Annotated in this window: 20 protein-coding genes and 1 pseudogene; 15 read left to right on the forward strand and 6 right to left on the reverse strand. The window is 65.1% G+C overall.

What is annotated here, in order from left to right:
• Positions 1–6 precede the first annotated feature (6 nt).
• A complete protein-coding gene (locus tag E1742_RS18830) occupies positions 7–1,170 on the forward strand; it encodes a GGDEF domain-containing protein (RefSeq protein WP_134386606.1) in 1,164 nt (387 codons plus the stop codon).
• Positions 1,157–1,372: an SEL1-like repeat protein gene (locus E1742_RS18835; RefSeq protein ID WP_134386608.1), complete on the forward strand. Its 216-nt coding sequence runs from the start codon at positions 1,157–1,159 to the stop codon at positions 1,370–1,372. Before E1742_RS18830 ends, E1742_RS18835 begins: the two co-directional genes overlap by 14 nt.
• 1 nt (position 1,373) lies before the next feature.
• Here the strand turns inward: E1742_RS18835 and E1742_RS18840 are convergent, their stop codons facing one another.
• Genes E1742_RS18840 through E1742_RS18850 form a run of 3 tightly spaced genes read right to left on the reverse strand, consistent with a single transcriptional unit; the run spans position 1,374 to position 4,460 of the window.
• Positions 1,374–2,750 carry a Dyp-type peroxidase gene (locus tag E1742_RS18840; RefSeq protein WP_134386610.1) on the reverse strand — a complete coding sequence of 459 codons (1,377 nt, stop codon included), beginning with the start codon at positions 2,748–2,750 and terminating at the stop codon, positions 1,374–1,376.
• A complete protein-coding gene (locus E1742_RS18845; RefSeq protein ID WP_134386612.1) occupies positions 2,737–3,345 on the reverse strand; it encodes a hypothetical protein in 609 nt (202 codons plus the stop codon). The genes E1742_RS18840 and E1742_RS18845 overlap by 14 nt, the downstream gene beginning before the upstream one ends.
• A gap of 14 nt (positions 3,346–3,359) precedes the next feature.
• A complete protein-coding gene (locus E1742_RS18850) occupies positions 3,360–4,460 on the reverse strand; it encodes a catalase family protein (RefSeq protein ID WP_134386614.1) in 1,101 nt (366 codons plus the stop codon).
• A gap of 263 nt (positions 4,461–4,723) precedes the next feature.
• On the opposite strand from E1742_RS18850, the gene E1742_RS18855 reads away from it, so the two are divergent.
• Positions 4,724–5,356, forward strand: a complete 633-nt coding sequence (locus tag E1742_RS18855) for a hypothetical protein (RefSeq protein WP_134386616.1) — start codon at positions 4,724–4,726, stop codon at positions 5,354–5,356.
• Positions 5,347–5,475 carry a PEP-CTERM sorting domain-containing protein gene (locus E1742_RS27095; RefSeq protein ID WP_134386618.1) on the forward strand — a complete coding sequence of 43 codons (129 nt, stop codon included), beginning with the start codon at positions 5,347–5,349 and terminating at the stop codon, positions 5,473–5,475. The genes E1742_RS18855 and E1742_RS27095 overlap by 10 nt, the downstream gene beginning before the upstream one ends.
• 55 nt (positions 5,476–5,530) lie before the next feature.
• Here the strand turns inward: E1742_RS27095 and E1742_RS18865 are convergent, their stop codons facing one another.
• Together E1742_RS18865 and E1742_RS18870 are read right to left on the reverse strand one after the other, a co-directional pair.
• The gene (locus E1742_RS18865; protein WP_229466082.1) at positions 5,531–6,286 is read right to left on the reverse strand and encodes a PEPxxWA-CTERM sorting domain-containing protein; all 756 of its coding nucleotides are present in this window, start codon (positions 6,284–6,286) and stop codon (positions 5,531–5,533) included.
• 91 nt (positions 6,287–6,377) lie between these two features.
• Entirely contained in the window at positions 6,378–6,719 is a 342-nt protein-coding gene (locus E1742_RS18870) for a YnfA family protein (RefSeq protein WP_134386620.1), read from the reverse strand.
• Positions 6,720–6,859: 140 nt separating this feature from the next.
• Here E1742_RS18870 and E1742_RS27265 point away from each other — a divergent pair, with 140 nt between their 5' ends.
• The 6 genes and pseudogenes from E1742_RS27265 (at position 6,860) to E1742_RS18895 (ending at position 12,451) form a co-directional block, all read left to right on the forward strand.
• Entirely contained in the window at positions 6,860–7,156 is a 297-nt protein-coding gene (locus E1742_RS27265; protein ID WP_307721884.1) for a hypothetical protein, read from the forward strand.
• Positions 7,108–8,102, forward strand: a pseudogene (locus E1742_RS27270) (type VI secretion system Vgr family protein). Before E1742_RS27265 ends, E1742_RS27270 begins: the two are co-directional and overlap by 49 nt.
• 172 nt (positions 8,103–8,274) lie before the next feature.
• Complete coding sequence (locus E1742_RS27275; protein ID WP_307721927.1) at positions 8,275–9,732, forward strand: type VI secretion system Vgr family protein; 1,458 nt, start codon at positions 8,275–8,277, stop codon at positions 9,730–9,732.
• A 2-nt stretch (positions 9,733–9,734) separates the two neighbouring features.
• Positions 9,735–10,016: a DUF4123 domain-containing protein gene (locus tag E1742_RS18880; RefSeq protein WP_134386622.1), complete on the forward strand. Its 282-nt coding sequence runs from the start codon at positions 9,735–9,737 to the stop codon at positions 10,014–10,016.
• A complete protein-coding gene (locus E1742_RS18885; RefSeq protein ID WP_134386624.1) occupies positions 9,971–10,582 on the forward strand; it encodes a DUF4123 domain-containing protein in 612 nt (203 codons plus the stop codon). Before E1742_RS18880 ends, E1742_RS18885 begins: the two co-directional genes overlap by 46 nt.
• A gap of 609 nt (positions 10,583–11,191) precedes the next feature.
• Entirely contained in the window at positions 11,192–12,451 is a 1,260-nt protein-coding gene (locus E1742_RS18895; protein WP_134386627.1) for a phospholipase effector Tle1 domain-containing protein, read from the forward strand.
• A 3-nt stretch (positions 12,452–12,454) separates the two neighbouring features.
• Here the strand turns inward: E1742_RS18895 and E1742_RS18900 are convergent, their stop codons facing one another.
• A complete protein-coding gene (locus E1742_RS18900) occupies positions 12,455–14,434 on the reverse strand; it encodes a monovalent cation:proton antiporter family protein (protein ID WP_134386629.1) in 1,980 nt (659 codons plus the stop codon).
• A 97-nt stretch (positions 14,435–14,531) separates the two neighbouring features.
• Here E1742_RS18900 and E1742_RS18905 point away from each other — a divergent pair, with 97 nt between their 5' ends.
• Genes E1742_RS18905 through lptB form a run of 5 tightly spaced genes read left to right on the forward strand, consistent with a single transcriptional unit; the run spans position 14,532 to position 18,069 of the window.
• Positions 14,532–15,554, forward strand: coding sequence for a KpsF/GutQ family sugar-phosphate isomerase (locus E1742_RS18905; RefSeq protein WP_371860167.1), 1,023 nt, complete (start codon positions 14,532–14,534; stop codon positions 15,552–15,554).
• Entirely contained in the window at positions 15,554–16,108 is a 555-nt protein-coding gene (locus tag E1742_RS18910; RefSeq protein WP_229466084.1) for a KdsC family phosphatase, read from the forward strand. Before E1742_RS18905 ends, E1742_RS18910 begins: the two co-directional genes overlap by 1 nt.
• A gap of 8 nt (positions 16,109–16,116) precedes the next feature.
• Positions 16,117–16,719 carry an LPS export ABC transporter periplasmic protein LptC gene (lptC, locus tag E1742_RS18915; RefSeq protein ID WP_134386633.1) on the forward strand — a complete coding sequence of 201 codons (603 nt, stop codon included), beginning with the start codon at positions 16,117–16,119 and terminating at the stop codon, positions 16,717–16,719.
• 10 nt (positions 16,720–16,729) lie between these two features.
• Positions 16,730–17,305, forward strand: coding sequence for a lipopolysaccharide transport periplasmic protein LptA (gene lptA / locus E1742_RS18920; protein WP_134386635.1), 576 nt, complete (start codon positions 16,730–16,732; stop codon positions 17,303–17,305).
• Positions 17,305–18,069, forward strand: a complete 765-nt coding sequence (gene lptB / locus E1742_RS18925; protein WP_134386637.1) for an LPS export ABC transporter ATP-binding protein — start codon at positions 17,305–17,307, stop codon at positions 18,067–18,069. The genes lptA and lptB overlap by 1 nt, the downstream gene beginning before the upstream one ends.
• The last annotated feature ends 1 nt before the right edge of the window (position 18,070 follow it).

Consider the following 18,070-nt stretch of genomic DNA (forward strand, 5'->3'; position numbering starts at 1 on the left):
GTCCGCATGACGCACACGTTGAAGGGAAAGCCGGCCGCGCCGGCAGCCACGGAATTTGCCAGCGACCTCGCGGCCGAAAACGGCCAGCTGCGCGCCCGCATGGCGTACATGATCGAGCAGGCCGAGCGCAACCACGCCATCATGATGCGGCACCAGGCATTCGACCTGGAGATTGTCGGCGCCGGCAGTTTTCCTGAACTGATCGGCAGCATCTTCCGCTCGCTGCCGGCCATCTCGGAACTGGACAGCGTGACGTTATCGCTGATCGACGAGGATGCCGACATCCGGACCGTCATGGAAAAGCTGGGTGTCGATTTCGCCGCGTTTCCCGACCTGCTGTTCGAGCCGGGTATCGACGGGCTGGGTTTTGACACGGGCACGCGCCATACGCTGGCGCCGCCACCGAAACCGATACTGGGCATGTTCGATCCGGTGCGCCATGCGCGCCAGTTCCCGGCACCGGGCGTGCGCCTGCAAAGCGTGGCCATCGTGCCGCTGCTGCGCAACAAGCGCATCATCGGCAGCCTGAACCTGGGCAGCGCCGATCCGGCGCGTTTCACCCCCAGCCTGGGCACGGACTTCATCGAGCACATGGCATCGATCATCGCGATCTGCCTGGAAAACGTCATCAGCAACGAGATGCTGAAGTACATCGGGCTGACCGACTCGCTGACGGGCGTCTACAACCGCCGCTACATCGACCGGCGCCTGCTGGAAGAGATCGCGCGGGCGCGCCGGCAGAACTACGCCATCTCGTTCATGTACATCGACATCGACCACTTCAAGCGCGTCAACGACACCGTCGGCCACCAGGGTGGCGACGAAGTGCTGCGCGAAGTGGCAGGGCGCATCAAGGCCGAACTGCGCGTGTCCGACGCGCTGGCCCGCTTCGGCGGCGAGGAATTCGTCGTGCTGCTGATCGACGCGGACCTGGACAGCGCGGCCTTTGTCGCCGAACGCATCCGTGCCAGCATCGCCGCCAGCATGATCGGCATCGCACAAGGCGTGCAGCTGTCCATTACAGGGTCGATCGGCGTGGCGTGCCTGGACAAAGCCGGCGAAGGCACGGCCGAAGCGGCCGCGCTGGAACTGGTGGCCCATGCCGACGAGGCGCTGTATCTGGCCAAGTCGGGCGGGCGCAACCGCGTCATGCGGTATGCCGGTACGTAGAGCGCGGCCAACATCCGCGGTGGCGCAAGGGGCGCTGGCACGCGTCTACGAACAAGGCAAGGCCGTGCCGCAGGATTACCGCAAGGCCGCGGCGCTATACCGCGAGTCCGCGAAGGGCGGCAATCCTGAAGCGAAAACGGCACTGGCGCGGCTTGCCGAAAAAATACTGGCGGACGGCGCAGCGCCGGCGGCAGGCCAATAACCTAAGCCTGATTGCCCGCCAGCCGCCGCAACGCCCGCAACCCCGGCATGAACAGATACTCGCCGCCGCGCAGGGTGCAGAAGCTCTGGATGCCGTGGATGCGTCGGCGCACGGGGCGTTCCGGCAGCGTGAACGTGGCGCCGTCCGGCTGCTGGCCGACGATCGGGTCGCGCTCGTCGGCCAAGTCGATGAAGTTGCCGTGGTTGATCCACTCCTGCTGCATGAATTCCATCGTTTCCGGCGCCTTGGCGGACAGGCCGATGAAGAACAGGCCCCGTTCGGCGCCGTCGTCCTCGAACAGGTCGGGGCGGTAGGGCGGGCCGAACGTCGTGCTGCGCCGGATCAGGCGGTGCAGGTTCACGTCCGTCAGGATGGCCAGCTTGCTGTCGCGCGGGTTCATGCGCCGCATGTGGCAACCGTGCGGCACCCGCAGACCCTCCTGATCCTTTGAATACGTGAAGTCGTTGTTGCGCTGGCGGTCCGCGCCCAGCTCTGGATCGTCCCGCTCGGGCGCGAGCGCCAGCGGCGCGCCGCTGCGCCACCGCCCCACCAGCTTGGCCGCGAGCAGTTCCTGGCCGTGGGCATCGCCACCGTGCTCGCGCAGGAAGCGGTTGAAGGCCGCCACGTCCGTGTGATATTTGCGCAGCACGACGTATGTCCCGTTGCGGCCGATGGAGTCTTGCACCGGTCCCGGCTGCGCCAGCGGCACGCCCGCCTCGCCCGGATAGCCGAGGATGAATTCGCCCGCCTTGACGGGCCGGCCCTGGCCCGGCCACGTGGGCGCCGTGCCGCCTTCGACGGCCGGGTTGCCGATGTTGTCGCGGTAGCCGAACGAGTTGCGGCTGTCGGGCTGCGCGCCGAAGTCGTGGGATCCCAGCACCGTTACGCCGGCGATACCGGCGAACTGTTCGTGCGCCGTCACCATCGCCGCGCGCCACGAGGTTTCGTCCGGCGCGAAGATCGACACGGCCAGGTGCAACTGGCCGCTGCCATACGGCGCTTCCCACGTTTCCGGCGCATTCGGACCGTAGTCCTGCAGGCGCTCGGCGCGCTGCGCCATGCCGTCGCGGAACGCGGCCGGGAAGCTGTCCAGCAGTGCCGCATCGAGATCCAGCGCGCGCAGGCCGGCGTGGCTCAATGCGACGGCAATCCATGCTTCCGCGTTATCGGCGGCATCGGCGGCGCTGCGCACGTGCGGCGCCAGGCGCGCCAGCAGCGCACGTCCGCCGGCGGCGCTGTCAAAGCGCAGCAGCACGTGGGTGCCGAAATACGGGTCGGGCCGGTCGAACAGGATCGTGGCCTGGATATCGTGCAGCTCGAGCGCGGGCGCGGGCGCCTCGTGGTGGACGAGCGCCTTGACCTTATCAAGAATCGACATGGCCGCTCACCTTGTCGAGGAACTCCTGCAGGGCGTCGTTCATCCGCTGCAGGCGGCGCGCGTCGACGACGGAGAGGTGCGGATTGGCCACATACCAGCCGTCCGCCGTCAGCTGGTGGCTGGCGATGAAGTCCTTCACGCCCGGGTCGGTGATGCCCGGCCAGCCTTCCACGGACGAGAACAGCAGGTCCATCAGGTCCGGGATCTTGGTGGCGAAATCGTCGATATACGTGTCCCAGTCGCCATCGTAGGTGGTGGCGAACAGGATCTTCGTGTCGTTTTCAAAGAAGACAAAGCGCATGTCGTGCAGGGTCGCGACCTTCTGCGCGCCGACGAAGTTGCCGTTGACGAGCTTGAAGATGCGCCGCAGCCTGTCCGCGCCGCCCGGCTTCAGCGGTGCGATGGCGGTCAGCTCGGAGACCTTGCCGGACTGGCGGCCGATGCGGCCGGCCGATCCCGGCTCCGCGTCCGCGTGGGCGTCATGTTCGCGCAGGACGTTTTCCAGCGCGAGTTTCAGCAGTTGGGGCGCGTCGCCCAGCACTTCCTCGACCTTGCGCCTGATCTCGGCGAGGTCGGTGGTTTTATGTTCTTGCATGGTCAGTTCCTTATTCAGTCGGGCACTTGCGCCAGGTCGTCGATCTCGATGCGCGGCTGCGCGTTCATCTCGTGGCGGAAGCGGGTCGAGGTTTCGTAAGCGCGGATGCGGGCGCGCATGATGGAGCCGAGCGGGCGATGCGCCTCGATGCCCTGCCATGGATTAAACGACAGTACGTCGTCGGCAAACACGCGGCGCGCAGGGCTGTATGCCTCCTGCGGCGGGATCGTCAGTTTTGCGACGGGCAGGTAGGGCGACGCGTCTTCGTCCCAGCGTACCGACGCGTCCTCGATTGGCATTTTTTCGATATCGGTACACAGCTGCACGCGCAGCTCGTATTCGCCGCCCTGGGTGCGGAAGAAATCCACAACAAGGTCGCGCAGCTCCGAGTCGCCGGCATCGTCGCGCAGCGGCTGGCCGGTCAGGGCGCGCACGTTGTCCGACAGCGGCGCCGCGCACACCTTGGCCACGTAGTCGCCGTAGCGGATCGCGGCCATGCTGTAGAACGTCTCGCCCAGGATATGGTGGTTCGGCGCGCCCAGCGTGTCGATGGTGGGGTTCTCGATGCCGAGCAGGTGCAGCGCCTTGCTGCCGCCATGGGCCAGCGCGGCCAGTATCTTGCGCACCATGTCAGGATCGTCGGCGTGCTTCTCCAGCAGTTGCTGGGTTTTGAGGTAGGCGGCCGCGTGGCCGAACGCGATGACGGGGTGGTTCACGAGCAGGAAGTCCTGCGTGGTGGCCGTGCGGCCCGGCAGCAGCTGCGGGCCCGGCACGTCCAGCAGTTTCAGCGCCATGCCGCGCGGGGCGGGAATGCGGTCGCTGTGCAGGTCGCCCGGCGCGGTGGACAGCCGCAGCACGACGGGGTGGGTGGCCGGCGTCGCGAAGACGCCCTGGCGCAGCGGCTCGGGGAGCTTGTCGTAGACGTCGAGCCGGCCTTTCAGCACGCCGTGGCACTTGGCGTGGGCATCGCGGGTGGCGTGCCGGTGTTTGTCGAATACCTTGCGGTTCACGCGCAGCATCGATTCGACAATGGCATCGATGATGGCGTCTTCATTGGCCTGTTTGACTTCCAGGCCGTTGGTGTAGCGTACATAAGTCTCGGTGGCGTGACTCATCAGATTCCTTCTGGCGGTTACGGTCGGGCCAGTATAAGAAATGCAATTGTGACGTCCGGTAGAGTGGGGCTTCTAGACTACTGGTAGCCTGCGCGAGGAGACGTAAGGTGGCGTGCGTGTCGCCGTCGTCCGCGGTCATGACTGGCCAGGTGGCGCTTCATTTACCGCGCGAGGAATACTTGCATCCGGTAGTTATAAAAAAATAACATCGACGGTTTGGCCGGGCGAGAATCACCTTTTGAGCACAAACTACCGAGGCGATTATGCGTATCCTGTTTATTTCCATGCTGCTTGCAATGCCGCTCGTATCGAACGCTGCGCAACCTCCCCAGCAGACGTCGACCCTCCCGTTTTCGGAGGTCAGCACCTACGATGAAAACGATGTGCTACAGCCGGTTGCGCTACAGGTTCTCAGCGATACCGCCGGCGCGACGACCGTCACCACGGAGGGCTTGATAAAATCCCCCGTCCAAGAGTGGGAAGATTGGGGCAGCCACGGCGCTGATACGCTGTCACTGAATCTGGCGCCAAAAGCCGGCTATCGAATTACCGGGTTTTCGATGTCCAGCCATGTCGCGGGCGATGTATTCATTCCAGACCCCCCGGGGGGAGGTCACCGCTATTACATGGAATATGATCCGATCGCCGAAACTTCATGGGGTATATTCATCGAGCATACGGACTGGAACGGTACGCGGGGCACGGGCGCCGAGAACGTCAGGACACCGTCGCTTTTGACGTTTGCCATTCACGATCTCGCAATCGTCGATGCCCAGACGTTTGAATTCGCTGCCTGGACATTCATAAGCAAAAGGGGCAGCTTCTACTATTGGGTCGATCCCGAGACCGGGGATGGGGTTGAGAGGTGGGTTGATCCCGCTGCTGGATGTCCCTGACCAATCCGACGCTGGCGATCTATACCGAACTGTTGCCTGTGCCGGAACCGGCGACCCGGGCCATGCTTCTTGCCGGTGTCGGGATGGTGGCCGTGGCCCGTCGTCGGCGTCGGCATTGATCCTACGGCCGGGCGGTGCTGGTCAGCCAGCAGCGCCCGGCGGCGTAGGGAAGGATCAGGACTGGCGACGACGGCGAGCGACGCCCACGATGCCAACGCCTGCCAGCAGCATGGCCCACGTTGCCGGTTCCGGCACGGGGGCCAGTGCCGTGTAGATCGTCAGCGTGGGATTGGACAGCGACAAGGAAGCGGACGCTGGCAGTTTGGAAGACCAGATGTCCTGTGTATCAGGATCGTAGAACGTGTACTGGCCGTACTGCGACTGCGTAAACACACGTGTGTCGAAGTCGAACTGCGTGGTGCCAAGGATGCTCAGGTCATGCCGTTCGAGTGATAACGGCGTGGCGGCCGTCACGTTGTCGAGATGGGTTTGCGTAAAACCGCCTTTGCCATCGGGTAGGAAGACAGTGACGGTGTTGGCGGCGTAGGCTGGCGAGTCCAAGTGGTAGCGGGGGTCGGACGTATTGAGCGTGGAAGTGTACAGCGAACCACTCACCGTTGCGGAAAACGAGAAGCCAGTGATGCGGTAGCCGGCTTTCGGGGTCAGGTCCATCGACAGCCGATAGGTGTCGCCCAATGCCTGGCTCCCGCCGACCGAGAGGTCGACGGCGGTTTCCCACGCTGGCGTGGTGACGGTGGTGGCACCCGCCGTGTCGCTCAGCACCTGCAAGCCAACCGGTCCGGCCGGCAGCTGAAACCAGCTGTCATGGGCGATGTTGGAAAACTGCAGTGTCGACGACTGGATCGGCGGCTCGGCGGCCTGGGAAGCAAGAGGGATGGCAAGCAATGCGCAAAGCATGAAGTGACGCATGGTTTCTCCGGTAGGGAATGAACTCAAATTCTAGCGCATCCATCGCTTGTTGATATCTTTTTTGTAACTACCGAAATGCGAGTCGCTGCCGTCAGCCGCGCGGCTGCAGCGCGATGACGGCCATGCCGGCCAGCGCCAGCACGGCGCCGGCGATATCCCAGCGGGTCAGCGCGACGCCATCGACGACGCGCAGCCAGATGAGGGCCACGACAATGTACATGCCCCCATACGCCGCATAGGTGCGGCCGGCGGCGGTCGGGTGCAGCGTCAGCAGCCAGGCGAACAACGCCAGCGACACGGCGGCCGGCAGCAGCAGCCACGGGCTGCCTCCCTGTTTGAGCACGCGCCACGGCAGCCAGCAGCCGACGATTTCCGCCAGCGCGGTGACGGCAAAGAGTGCGGCGACGCGCAGTAAGTCTGGCGCCGCAGTCAAGCAGTGTTTCCTGCCAGCCAAGCGAATAGAAATGCCTGCATCCGTTCTCCTTTCATGCGGTACGGGCGGTGCTTCTGCCGTGTTTTACATATTTCGCAACATGCTAATATACTTGAGATAACGTTCTGTTTCAGCGTGTCATGTCCAGCCTACTCGAACAAATCACAACAGCGCTTGCACAGTTTTCCAGTCAATCGCGCTTGTACGAGCTGCACCTTGAAGAGGCCGGCGATGCCGGGTTGGGCTCCGGCGGTTTGCTGGTGGAAACTTTTACAGCGAACGATGCCCTGCAGGATGCCGGCGCCCGCGACATCATTGTGCTGTCGACGAATGCCGATATTGTAATGTCTGCACTGCCGGGGGCCGCCGAGCTGCCCTGGCCGTCAGCCTGCCGGATGGCGAACGCACGACCTTCAGCGGCGACATCACTGCAGTAGCTATGCTGGGCAGCAATGGCGGCTTCGGCCGTTACCGGCTGCGGCTGACACCCTGGCTGTGGCGCCTGCGCCAGGTACGCAATAGCCGTGTGTGGCAGGATAAAACCGTCGTGGAGATTTGCGAAGCGGTGATGCAGCCATACGGACTGCCGGCCCGCTGGCGCTGGAGCGATGACACAGCCGCCTTTCTCGCCTCGCTCCCGCCCCGCAGCTACTGCTGCCAGTACCGCGAATCCGATTATGACTTCCTCTGCCGCCTGCTGGCGGAAGAGGTATCGGCTGGCGCTTTGAAGCGGTAGAAGACGGGCCGGGCCACCAGCTGGTGTTGTTCGCCGACAGTACGCAATCCACTGCCTGCCCGGAGGATGGCAGCAGCGAGCGCGGGGAAGGAGTGCGCTTCCATGGCGCACGCGCCGGCGAAGCCTCCGACACGGTACAGGCTCTGGAAGCCCGGCGCCGGGTGACATCGTCTCTGACCACTTTGCTGAGTTATGACTACAAGGCCAAGCGTGCCGTGGTCGGCAGTGCGCCAGCCCGCCAGCCGCCGGCCGCCCTGCCGCCGCTGGAAAGCTATGACGTTCCGGGTCAGTACGCCTATGCCGACAGCGCGTTGGCGCAGCATTACGGCGTGTTGCAGATGGAGGCGCAGGAAGCGCGAGCGCGTGCATGGCACGGCCGCTCGACGGTGCGAACCCTGGCTGCCGGCACCAAGCTGCGCATCACGCAAGGACCGCTGGCAGTGGGAACGGAGTTGTTCACCGTCGTGCGGGTGATCAGCGTCGGTGTCAACAATCTGCCGACACCGGCGGGAGGGGCTGGCCGAGCTGTTCGGGCCATTGCCGGAACTGCTGGAGGAAGCGCCTGCGCTGGACGGCAGTGCTACGCCAGCAGACCTGGCGCGGGTGATCGACCAGGCCACCACGAGCGGGTACGCCAACGCGTTTGACGCCGTCCCGGCCGATGTCCGGTGGCCTCCGGTTGTCCCCGGCAGTGACGGCCGTTAGCACCCCAAGCCAACGGCGGCGGGGGCGCAAAGTGCCATCGTCATCGGCGCCGACGGCGCCACGCAGCCGGCCGGCGCGGACGAACTCTGTTGCGATGCGCTGGGCCGCGTACGCATCGGGTACCACTGGCAGGAAGCCGACAACACCGCATCATGCTGGGTACGCGTGGCGCAGCGGCTCGCGGGCGGCGGCATGGGCAGCCAGTTCCTGCCCCGTATCGGCCAGGAAGTACTGGTGCAGTTTATCGAGAACGATATCGACCGCCCGATCGTCGTCGGTGCCCTGTACAACGGCCAGGGCGAGGGCGGCGTGGCACCGACGCCGGGCGGCGCGCCGGCCCGGGCCGACGAAGGGTCCCCGTTTGGCAGCGCGACGGACCATAGTACCTCCGGACAGGGTAATCTTGCCGGCGGCAACAGCCCTGTATGGCACGGTGCATCGGCCGGCGCGGATGGTCACCGCAACCCTGCTGCCCAATGGGGTATCCGCACCAAGGAGTTTGGCGGCAGCGGCTACAATCAGCTGCTGTTCGACGATACCGATGCCCAGGGCCGGGTGCAGCTGCGATCGACGTTTGCCGGCACCGAACTGACGCTGGGTCACCTGGTGCACGCGGCGGACAACTACCGCGGCAGCCTGCGTGGCCAGGGTGCGGAACTGCGCACCGATGCATGGGGCGCGATACGCGGCGGTGCCGGCCTGCTGGTGACGAGTTACGCGATCGTGCACAATGCCCAGGCCCGTGATCCCGCCGGCGACAACGTGGCCGGCATCGCACTGATGAAGCAGGCCGTGAAGCTGGCCGAGACGTTCAGCGAGGCGGCAACGACGCATCGGACGGTGGCCCTGGCGAGCTACGTCGGTTCGGCCAGGCCAGGCGGCAGCGCCAGGTCCGACGCCGAAGCGCCGCTAGCCGGCATGCTGACGGCCGTTTCCGGCATGGTCGGCGCGAGCGGCCTGGATGCTGCGCGCGCCGATGCGGGCGCGCGCAGCACCGCGCCGGACGACGGCAAAGTACCGCATCCGGTCGATCCGGTCATCGCCGTCAGTGCGAGGGCCGGACTGGCCGTGACGGCCGCGCAGGCGATGCAGCTGTCTTCGGGCGATACCGTGGCGTTGATGAGCGGTGCTGACAGCCAGTTCGTTGGCGGTGCCGGCCTGCGCGTGCATGCCGGCCAGGCGCTGGGCGTACTTGGCGGTGCGGTGGCGCCCGACGCCGGCGGCATCGGGCTGCAGGCCATCGCCGCGCAGGGCGCCATCGACGTCCAGGCGCAGGGCGACACCCTGTCCGTGCAGGCGCGCGACGACGTGCAGGTGATCAGCGCGTCATCGTTCTCGGAATGGGCCGCGCACAAGCGCATCAGCCTGTCCACGGTGGGCGGCGCCAACATCACGATCGAGGGCGGCAACATCACCGTGCAGTGTCCGGGCAAGATCGCCATCCACGCCGGCAAGAAAAGTTTTACGGGGCCGGAACAGGCAGCCGTTGCGTTGCCGGTGCTGCCGCAATCGATCTGCGTCGAGTGCCTGCTCAAGGCGCGCGCGGCCGGCTCGCCATTTGCGATGAGGTAGGCGTGGACGACTATTTCGACCTTGCCGGGTTTGCGGCCACCGCCCTGCGGGAGTATCCGCATTGTGCGGTGTACGGCCTGGCCGACCATGGCGGCATGCCGGGGCTGCACGCGCGGCTGTCACGTTCGTCTGTCGCGTGGCGCAGCCTGTTCGAAGGCTCGCGCGAGGAGAATGCGCTGGCCGTGGCGCCGCTGCTGTTTTCGCTGACCGATGCGTGGGCAGGCCGTCACCGGCAACTGTGGACTGGATCGCCGCGCACGGCACGTACACGTCATCGCTGCTGATGCTGGCGTCGCCCCTGGCGATCGACGATGTCGCGGCACGGCTGGCGCGCCGGCTGGACGCCACGCTGTCCGAAGACATGAACGTGATGCTGCGCTTTTTCGACCCGCGCGTCTTCGAGGCCCTGATGCGTGCGATCGAGCCGGCGCAGCGCGAGGCGTTCCTGGACGTTGCCGGCGGATGGTGGTATTTCGACCGGCGCGGCGCATTGGTGGCACAGCCGGCCCGCTGCGATGGGCCGGACAGGCACGTGGCGCCGCTGCGGCTGACGGCGGCGCAGGAATTCGCGCTGCTGGCAGCCAGCGAGCCGGACCAGGTGGCCGAGCAGTTGCAGACGATGGTGCCGGAACCGTGGCGCGACGTGCCGCTGCCGCGGCGCGTCGGCTTCCTGCAGCGCCATATCGCTGCCGCCAACGCGCTGGGCCTGCGCTCGACCCGCGACCTCGCGTTGTACTGCGCCGCCGCGCTGCTCGAGGGCGAGGAGTTTGCCGGCACGCCCAAATGGCGCCCGCTGCTGGCGCAGGTGCAGCGTGGCGAACTCGATTTCGGCGCAGCTCTGGCGCAGTAACCGGAACAGGAAACCAGATGCATACAAAAGTTCAGCAAAAATGACGACCTCACTGACGCTGGCTTGCGCGCGCGCTGCCCGGCCTGGCTGGTTGCATGCCGCAGACCTGCAGCGCTGGATAAGGCTGCCGGCACGGCGGCTAGTGGTACCGAGCCGGTCATGCTTGCTATCACGGGCTACAACTACACGAACCGCAATATCGGCTCATTCAGCGTGGACGGCAAGTCTCCGGTGACGTGTTCGATACATTGCATTCGTTCTCGTTCCGGCCCGAGGTCGAAGTCGAGCCTGTGGTAACGAACGATCCCATCGCGGACGCACAGCCGAACACGCAGGTGAAATGACGCAGTAATAAAGGAGCAGGGATGCACTCTGAAGTGAGTTATACCGAAACTGGCTCAACAATATGGGCCTGTACACGGCATACAAGAACTACGGCCTTGTGCCTTGCGGTGGCATGGATTGTGCCGAGTATGGCCGGCTGTACGCCAAACAACCCTGCCGCGGCGGACAATGCAAACAGCACTGCGCAAAGGAGTAACGAACCGGTAATGCTCTCGATCACAGGCTACAACTATACCAATCGGCATATTGAATCGTTCAGTGTTAATGGGCAGGGAGGCGGCAATATTTACGTCAGCCTTTGCACCAAGCGGGCTCCCTGGGGCCGATCCGGCTCCAGGCTACGCCGATGGCCACCAATCCTGGGGCGGCGAGCAGGCCATCGCCCATGGGGTCGAGGAAGTGCGGCATTTCGTCGCAGCACACGAGATTCGGAACTCGTTCCCGGTTGACAGCATTTGGGTGGCAACCAACGGCCGCATCGAAGTGGTGAATCAATTCCATGAGCGTGTGTATCCCGGCGCGCACTCGGATGTGGGCGGAGGCTATCGGCCGGGGGAGGGTGGCAAGTCGCTGAAGGCTAATGAAAAGTTGAGCCAGATCCCTTTGCATCACATGTACGAGGCTGCAATCGCAGCAGGCGTGCCGTTGGCACCGAAGACAGCATGGTCGTTGGGGAGCCAACAGGACTTCGAGCTAAGCCCAACGTTGAATGACTGCTTTAACTACTACACGCAAAAGCTGCCCGGCTCTGGCATCTTGGGGGAAAACATGAACGCCAGCATGCGCCTCTATTATGCCTGGCGCTTTGCATCCATCCGCCGGAAGGCTGGAGGTGATCGGGCGGAGGCGAATCGAATCAGCGACGTGGATCGGCGGTACACCTCGGAACGCAAAGCACTGAACGCCGAAATCGAGCGGCTGGAAGCGATCGATAACGAGGCCGCGCGGGCCCACAGCCAGGCACTGGCACGCAGCCAGGCCTACGTGCAGTCCAACTACGCCAACCCGAAACTGGACATGGCGCCATATCGCGCAGCCATCGACGAAGCGGCCGACCGGCGCGCCGTCACGCGCGACGAGCTGCTGAGGATGAAAGCCAGGCGCGATGCACTACCCGACATGTCCCCGCTCAACGACGCCATCGCCATGTACGACAAACAGCTGCTCGAAGACGCCCGCGCGATCCGCGATGTCTATTCGGCCCGCGGCATGTTCGGTGGCGCGCCGGATGCGCAGCGGCGCCGCGAGCTGCGGCCGCACTACAAGGCGCTCGTCAAAGCCTACGAAGACGAATACATCCACAACCGCGGCCTGAAGGACGAGAAGATCATCGCGTTCTTCGAACACTATGTGCATGACTCGCTGAGCGGCTTCGCCAAGGATGCGACGCTGCCGTCGGACCCGCGCGTGATCTACCTGGGCGGCGACGAGAAATACCGCTACGCCCGCAACGAGCCACGGCACGACGGTGAAGAAGCGCAGTACGCCAGCGTCGGGAAGGACGAAGCCGGGCAGAGCGCGTAGCGCTTATTCCAGCAGCAACGCCTCGGCGCGCGCCACGGCCTGTGCGCCGCCGCGCAGCACGATCACGTCGCCGGCCGCCAGGATCGTATCGGAGCCGATCTCGAGGCGCTGCTTGCCGCGTCGGATCGTCGTCACCTCGGCGCCTGCGCCGGCCACGTCGATGTCGGCCAGCGCCTTGCCGATGCCGCCCGCATTGTCGGTCAGCGTGACGGTGTGCAGCCGCACCATCTCCGCATCGTCGCCGACGTCGCTGATGCCGTGGAAGTAGCCGCGCAGCGAGGCATAGCGCTCCTCGCGCGCCGCCTGCACGCGGTGCACCACGCGGCGCAGCGGCACGCCCAGCATGACGAGGGCGTGCGACGCGAGCATCAGGCTGCCCTCGATCAGCTCCGGCACCACTTCCGCCGCGCCCGCGGCCTTCAGGCGATCGAGGTCGGCGTCGTCGTGGCTGCGCACGATGACGGGCAAGGTCGGTGCCAGCTCGTGCACCAGGTGCAGCACCTTCAGGGCCGATGTCGTGTTGGCATAGGTGATAACGAGCGCGCTGGCGCGATAGATGCCGGCGGCGATCAGGCTTTCGCGCCTGGCGGCGTCGCCGTACGACACGTTGGCGCCGGCCGATTGCGCGTCCTGCACGCGGGTCGGGTCAAGATCCAGTGCGTGGTACTCGATCGATTCTTCCTGCAGCAGGGTGGCCAGGCTTTGCCCGCTGCGGCCGAAGCCGGCCACGATGACGTGCTTCTGTGTCGACATCGTGCGCGCCGCGATCTTGGTCAGGTTCAGCGACTGCATCATCCACTCGTTGCTGGAGAATTTCAGCACCAGCCGGTCCGACTGCTCGATCAGGAACGGCGCGGCCAGCATCGACAGCACCATCGACGCCAGCACGACCTGGATGACGAACGGGTCGACCAGCTCCATGCCGCCCGCTACATTCAACAGCACGAAGCCGAATTCGCCGGCCTGCGCCAGGGCCAGGCCCGTGCGCATTGCCACGCCGTCCGAGGCGCCGAACGCCTTGGCCAGGCCGGCGATCAGCGCGAACTTCATCAGTACCGGCAGGATCAGCAGCACTAGCACGAGCCACCAGTTCTCGTACACGATCCGCACATTGAGCAGCATGCCGACGGTGATGAAGAAAAGCCCCAGCAGCACGTCGCGGAACGGCTTGATGTCTTCTTCCACCTGATGCTTGTACTCGGTTTCCGAGATCAGCATGCCGGCCACAAAGGCGCCCAGCGCCAGCGACAGGCCGGCCAGTTCGGTGATCCACGCGGCGCCCAGCGTGATCAGGAGGAGGTTCAGCATGAACAGCTCCTGCGAGCGGCGCTTGACGACGATCGTAAACCAGCCGCGCATCAGCTTCTGGCCGAAAAACAGCAGCAGCACCAGCACCAGGACGGCCTTCAGCGCGGCCCAGCCCAGCGTCGCGCCCAGGTTGTCGGGATTGCGCGCCAGCGCCGGGATCAGGATCAGCAGCGGCACCACGGCCAGGTCCTGGAACAGCAGGATGCCGACGATCTTGCGGCCATGCTCCGATTCCAGTTCCAGCCGCTCCGTCAGCATCTTGACGACGATGGCGGTGGACGACATCGCCAGCGCGCCGCCCAGCGCGAATGCGGCTTGCCAGCTGACGTCGATCGCGGGCGGCAGCGTGTATGCGAGGACCCAGCCGAAAACGACGGTCGAGACGATCGTCAGCACCACCTGCGCCATCCCGAGGCCGAAGACGACGCCCTTCATGGCCTTCAGCTTGGGCAGGGAGAACTCGAGGCCGATGGAGAACATTAGGAAGACGACGCCGAATTCGGCCAGCGACGCGGTGGCGTGGCTTTCTTCGGCCAGCCCCAGCGCGTGCGGGCCGATCACGATGCCGACGGCCAGGTAGCCCAGCATGGGCGGCAGGTGGAGCATGCGGAAGGCAACGACGCCGAGTACCGCGCTGCCCAGCAACAGGAGGGTCAGTTCAAGAGGGGAGAACATCGTCAGGCGGCTGCGGCAGGCTGTCCGGCACGCGCGCGGATGTTTTTTGTAACATCTGGCAAGTTTTTTGCTTTCCCAATTCGGCTATACTTTCGGCATGAGTGTAACCCATGAAAAAACAATGCTGAAAGCTTTTGATGCAACAACCGCAAGCCGCGCCCTGGAACTGGCGCGCGAGGCCCTGCAAATCGAGGCGGACGCGCTGATCGCCCTGCATGACCGTCTGGCAACAGACGTAAGTGTGGGGCAAGCCGTGTCGCTGCTGCTGAACTGCAAGGGCCGCGTTGTCGTGTCCGGCATCGGCAAATCCGGCCATATCGGCCGCAAGATCGCCGCCACGCTGGCGTCGACCGGCACGCCGGCCCTGTTCGTGCATCCTGCCGAAGCGGCGCACGGCGACCTGGGCATGGTCACGCCGGACGACGCGTTCATCGCCATCTCGTATTCCGGCGAAAGCGCGGAGCTGATGGCGATCCTGCCGGTGGTCAAGCGCATGGGTGGCTCGGTCATTTCGATGACGGGCAAGCCGGAATCGAGCCTGGCGAAGCTGGCGGACGTGCATCTGGACGTGTCGGTCGCCAAGGAAGCATGCCCGATGAACCTGGCGCCCACGGCATCGACGACCGTCACGCTGGCGCTGGGCGATGCGATTGCCGTCGCGTTGCTGGACCTGCGCGGCTTCAAGGAAGAAGACTTCGCCCGCTCGCACCCTGGCGGCGCGCTGGGCCGGCGCCTGCTGACCCACGTGCGCGATGTGATGCGCAGCGGTGACGCGATTCCCGCCGTGACAACCGAAACGGCACTTCCCGAGGCGCTGATGCAGATCACGCAGAAGGGGATGGGCATGACGGCCGTGGTGGATGCAGACTACCGTCCGGTGGGCGTGTTTACCGACGGCGATTTGCGCCGGATGATCGACAAGGTGCAGGACTTCAGCAAGGTGATCATCAAGGATGTGATGCATGCCAATCCGCGCACGATCGGGCCGGACAAGCTGGCCGTCGATGCCGTCGCCATCATGGAACAGTACCGCATCAACCAGATGCTGGTCGTCGACGACGACGGCCGGCTGGCCGGCGCGCTGCACATCCACGACCTGACGCGGGCGAAGGTGATCTGATGGCGGACGATCTCATGAAGCGGCCGATCGACATGCAGAACGTGCAACGGGCGGCCGGTGTCCGCCTGATGATTTTCGACGTGGACGGCGTGCTGACCGACGGCAGCCTGCATTACGGCGCAGATGGCGAAGCGTTCAAGACGTTCAACGTGCAGGATGGCCTGGGCATCAAGCTGCTGCAGGAAGCGGGCATCCAGACGGCCATCATCAGTGCACGCCGTTCGCCGCAAGTGACGGCGCGGGCGAGGGACCTTGGCATCGATCACGTGCACCAGGGCGGCCACGACAAGCTGACACCGTTCAACGCGCTGCTGGCGCAACTGGGCCTGACGGCCGACCAGGTGGGCTTCATCGGCGACGATGTCGTCGACCTGCCGATCCTGTCGCGCGTGGGCTTTGCCGTGGCCGTGCCGAACGGGCGCCAGGAAGTGCTGGCGCGCGCCCATTACATCGCGGCCAATCATGGCGGCCGCGGCGCCGTGCGCGAAGTATGCGAGTTCGTGCTGCGCGCGCAGGGGCTTTATGACAAGACCATGGCCCAGTTCCTGATCTAGGAGTCACGATGCGCAATCAAAGGACCGCCCACCGCTACCGCCTGTCCGTCGGCCTCGTGCTCGGCCTGTTCGGTGCGTTCGGCAGTTTCTGGCTGGTCGAGATGATGAACCGCGGCGGCGACGAGCTGCAGGGCGGCCTCAAGGTCAACGAGCCCGATTACATCGTCGAAAATTTTTCGTTCGTGCGGATGACAAAGACGGGGCAGCCCAGCTACATCATCTCGGGCGACAAGCTGACGCACCGGCCGGTGGACGATTCGTCGGACATCGTCAAGCCCGTCGTGCGCAGCCTGTCGGGCGAGCGCGAGCCGATGGACATCCATGCCGAGCGCGCGCGCGTGGACCAGGACAACACGCGCGTGACGCTGATGGAGAACGTGCGCATCGACCGCGCCGCGTCGGCCAACTCGCAGGAAATGCATCTGGCCACGCAGTCGCTGACGATTTTCCCCGAGGAGGACCGGATGGAAACGAACCAGCCCGTGCGCCTGCAGCTGGGGAACGCCACCGCCACCGGCACGGCCATGCGCGCCAACAACGCCACGCGGCAGTTGCAATTGACCGGTCGCGGCACCATCGTGTATCCACCGCGCGGGCAACAGACCAAATAGGATTCAATCAATGAAGAAACTCATACTGACGGCGGCACTGCTGGCGGGGATGGCGGGACTGGCAGGACATGCCGTCGCCGAAAAGGCCGACTCGTACCAGAAGACGGTGATCAACTACGGCACGCTCGATGCCGACGACGTCAAGCAGGTGTACACGTTCACGGGCGACGTCACGCTGACCCGCGGCACGCTGTCGATGAAGGCCGACAAGGCCGTCGTCACCTACACGCCGGACGGCTACCAGCTTGCCACGCTGACGGGCGGCGCGCGCAAGGTCTCCTTCCGCCAGAAGCGCGACGGCGAAGGCGACCAGTGGATGGAAGGCGAAGCCGAACGGATGGAATACGACGAGAAGGCCGAGCTGGTGAAGCTGTATTCGAAGGCGAAGATCCGCCGGCTGGAAGGCAAGAAGCCGAGCGACGAAGTCGAAGGCGAGTTCATCTCCTATGACAGCCGCAAGGAATACTTCAGCGTGCGCAATACGGACGCCGGCACCAACAAGCCCGGCGCGGGCCGTGGCACGATGGTGATCCAGCCGAAACGCACGGAGCCGGCTCCGGCCTCGACACCGGCCGCGGGGAAATAATGGCGGACGTGACCCCGGAAAACTGCGGCAGCACGCTGATCGTGCGCGGCCTGCAAAAGAGCTACGGCAAGCGCCAGGTGGTGCACGACGTGTCGCTGCAGGTAGCCTGCGGCGAAGTGGTGGGCCTGCTGGGGCCGAACGGCGCGGGCAAGACGACGTCGTTCTACATGATCGTCGGCCTGGTCGCGTCCGACGCGGGCACCATCGACATCAGCGGCACCGACATCTCCAGCCTGCCGATCCACAAGCGCGCCAACCTGGGGCTGTCCTACCTGCCGCAGGAAGCGTCGGTGTTCCGCAAGCTGACGGTGGAGGAAAATATCCGCGCCGTCCTGGAAATCCAGAAGGTCGACGGCAAGGCCCTGACAAAGGCGCAGATCGACGAGCGCCTGAACAACCTGCTGGCCGACCTGCAGATCGAGAAGCTGCGCGAGAACACGGCGCTGTCGCTGTCGGGCGGCGAGCGCCGTCGCGTCGAGATCGCGCGCGCCCTGGCAACCAATCCGCGCTTCGTGTTGCTGGACGAACCGTTTGCCGGCGTCGATCCGATCGCCGTGATCGAGATCCAGCGGATCGTGCGTTTCCTGAAGGAGCGCAGTATCGGCGTGCTCATCACGGACCACAATGTACGGGAGACGCTGGGCATCTGCGACCGGGCGTACATCATCAATCAGGGCAGCGTCCTGGCGTCGGGCCGGCCGGACGATATCATTGCCGACGAATCCGTGCGGCGCGTGTATCTTGGTGAACACTTCCGTATGTGAC

It is taken from the genome of Pseudoduganella plicata, from assembly GCF_004421005.1.
Classification (GTDB): domain Bacteria; phylum Pseudomonadota; class Gammaproteobacteria; order Burkholderiales; family Burkholderiaceae_D; genus Rugamonas; species Rugamonas plicata.

What these genes read in the sequence shown, in the direction of transcription:
- E1742_RS18830 (WP_134386606.1), top strand. Translation starts at nt 7, where the DNA reads ATGACGCACACGTTGAAGGGAAAGCCGGCCGCGCCGGCAGCCACGGAA.
- E1742_RS18835 (WP_134386608.1), top strand. Translation starts at nt 1,157, where the DNA reads ATGCCGGTACGTAGAGCGCGGCCAACATCCGCGGTGGCGCAAGGGGCG.
- E1742_RS18840 (WP_134386610.1), bottom strand. Translation starts at nt 2,750, where the DNA reads ATGTCGATTCTTGATAAGGTCAAGGCGCTCGTCCACCACGAGGCGCCC.
- E1742_RS18845 (WP_134386612.1), bottom strand. Translation starts at nt 3,345, where the DNA reads ATGCAAGAACATAAAACCACCGACCTCGCCGAGATCAGGCGCAAGGTC.
- E1742_RS18850 (WP_134386614.1), bottom strand. Translation starts at nt 4,460, where the DNA reads ATGAGTCACGCCACCGAGACTTATGTACGCTACACCAACGGCCTGGAA.
- E1742_RS18855 (WP_134386616.1), top strand. Translation starts at nt 4,724, where the DNA reads ATGCGTATCCTGTTTATTTCCATGCTGCTTGCAATGCCGCTCGTATCG.
- E1742_RS27095 (WP_134386618.1), top strand. Translation starts at nt 5,347, where the DNA reads ATGTCCCTGACCAATCCGACGCTGGCGATCTATACCGAACTGTTGCCT.
- E1742_RS18865 (WP_229466082.1), bottom strand. Translation starts at nt 6,286, where the DNA reads ATGCGTCACTTCATGCTTTGCGCATTGCTTGCCATCCCTCTTGCTTCC.
- E1742_RS27265 (WP_307721884.1), top strand. Translation starts at nt 6,860, where the DNA reads ATGTCCAGCCTACTCGAACAAATCACAACAGCGCTTGCACAGTTTTCC.
- E1742_RS18895 (WP_134386627.1), top strand. Translation starts at nt 11,192, where the DNA reads ATGGGCAGGGAGGCGGCAATATTTACGTCAGCCTTTGCACCAAGCGGG.
- E1742_RS18900 (WP_134386629.1), bottom strand. Translation starts at nt 14,434, where the DNA reads ATGTTCTCCCCTCTTGAACTGACCCTCCTGTTGCTGGGCAGCGCGGTA.
- E1742_RS18905 (WP_371860167.1), top strand. Translation starts at nt 14,532, where the DNA reads ATGAGTGTAACCCATGAAAAAACAATGCTGAAAGCTTTTGATGCAACA.
- E1742_RS18910 (WP_229466084.1), top strand. Translation starts at nt 15,554, where the DNA reads ATGGCGGACGATCTCATGAAGCGGCCGATCGACATGCAGAACGTGCAA.
- lptC (WP_134386633.1), top strand. Translation starts at nt 16,117, where the DNA reads ATGCGCAATCAAAGGACCGCCCACCGCTACCGCCTGTCCGTCGGCCTC.
- lptA (WP_134386635.1), top strand. Translation starts at nt 16,730, where the DNA reads ATGAAGAAACTCATACTGACGGCGGCACTGCTGGCGGGGATGGCGGGA.
- lptB (WP_134386637.1), top strand. Translation starts at nt 17,305, where the DNA reads ATGGCGGACGTGACCCCGGAAAACTGCGGCAGCACGCTGATCGTGCGC.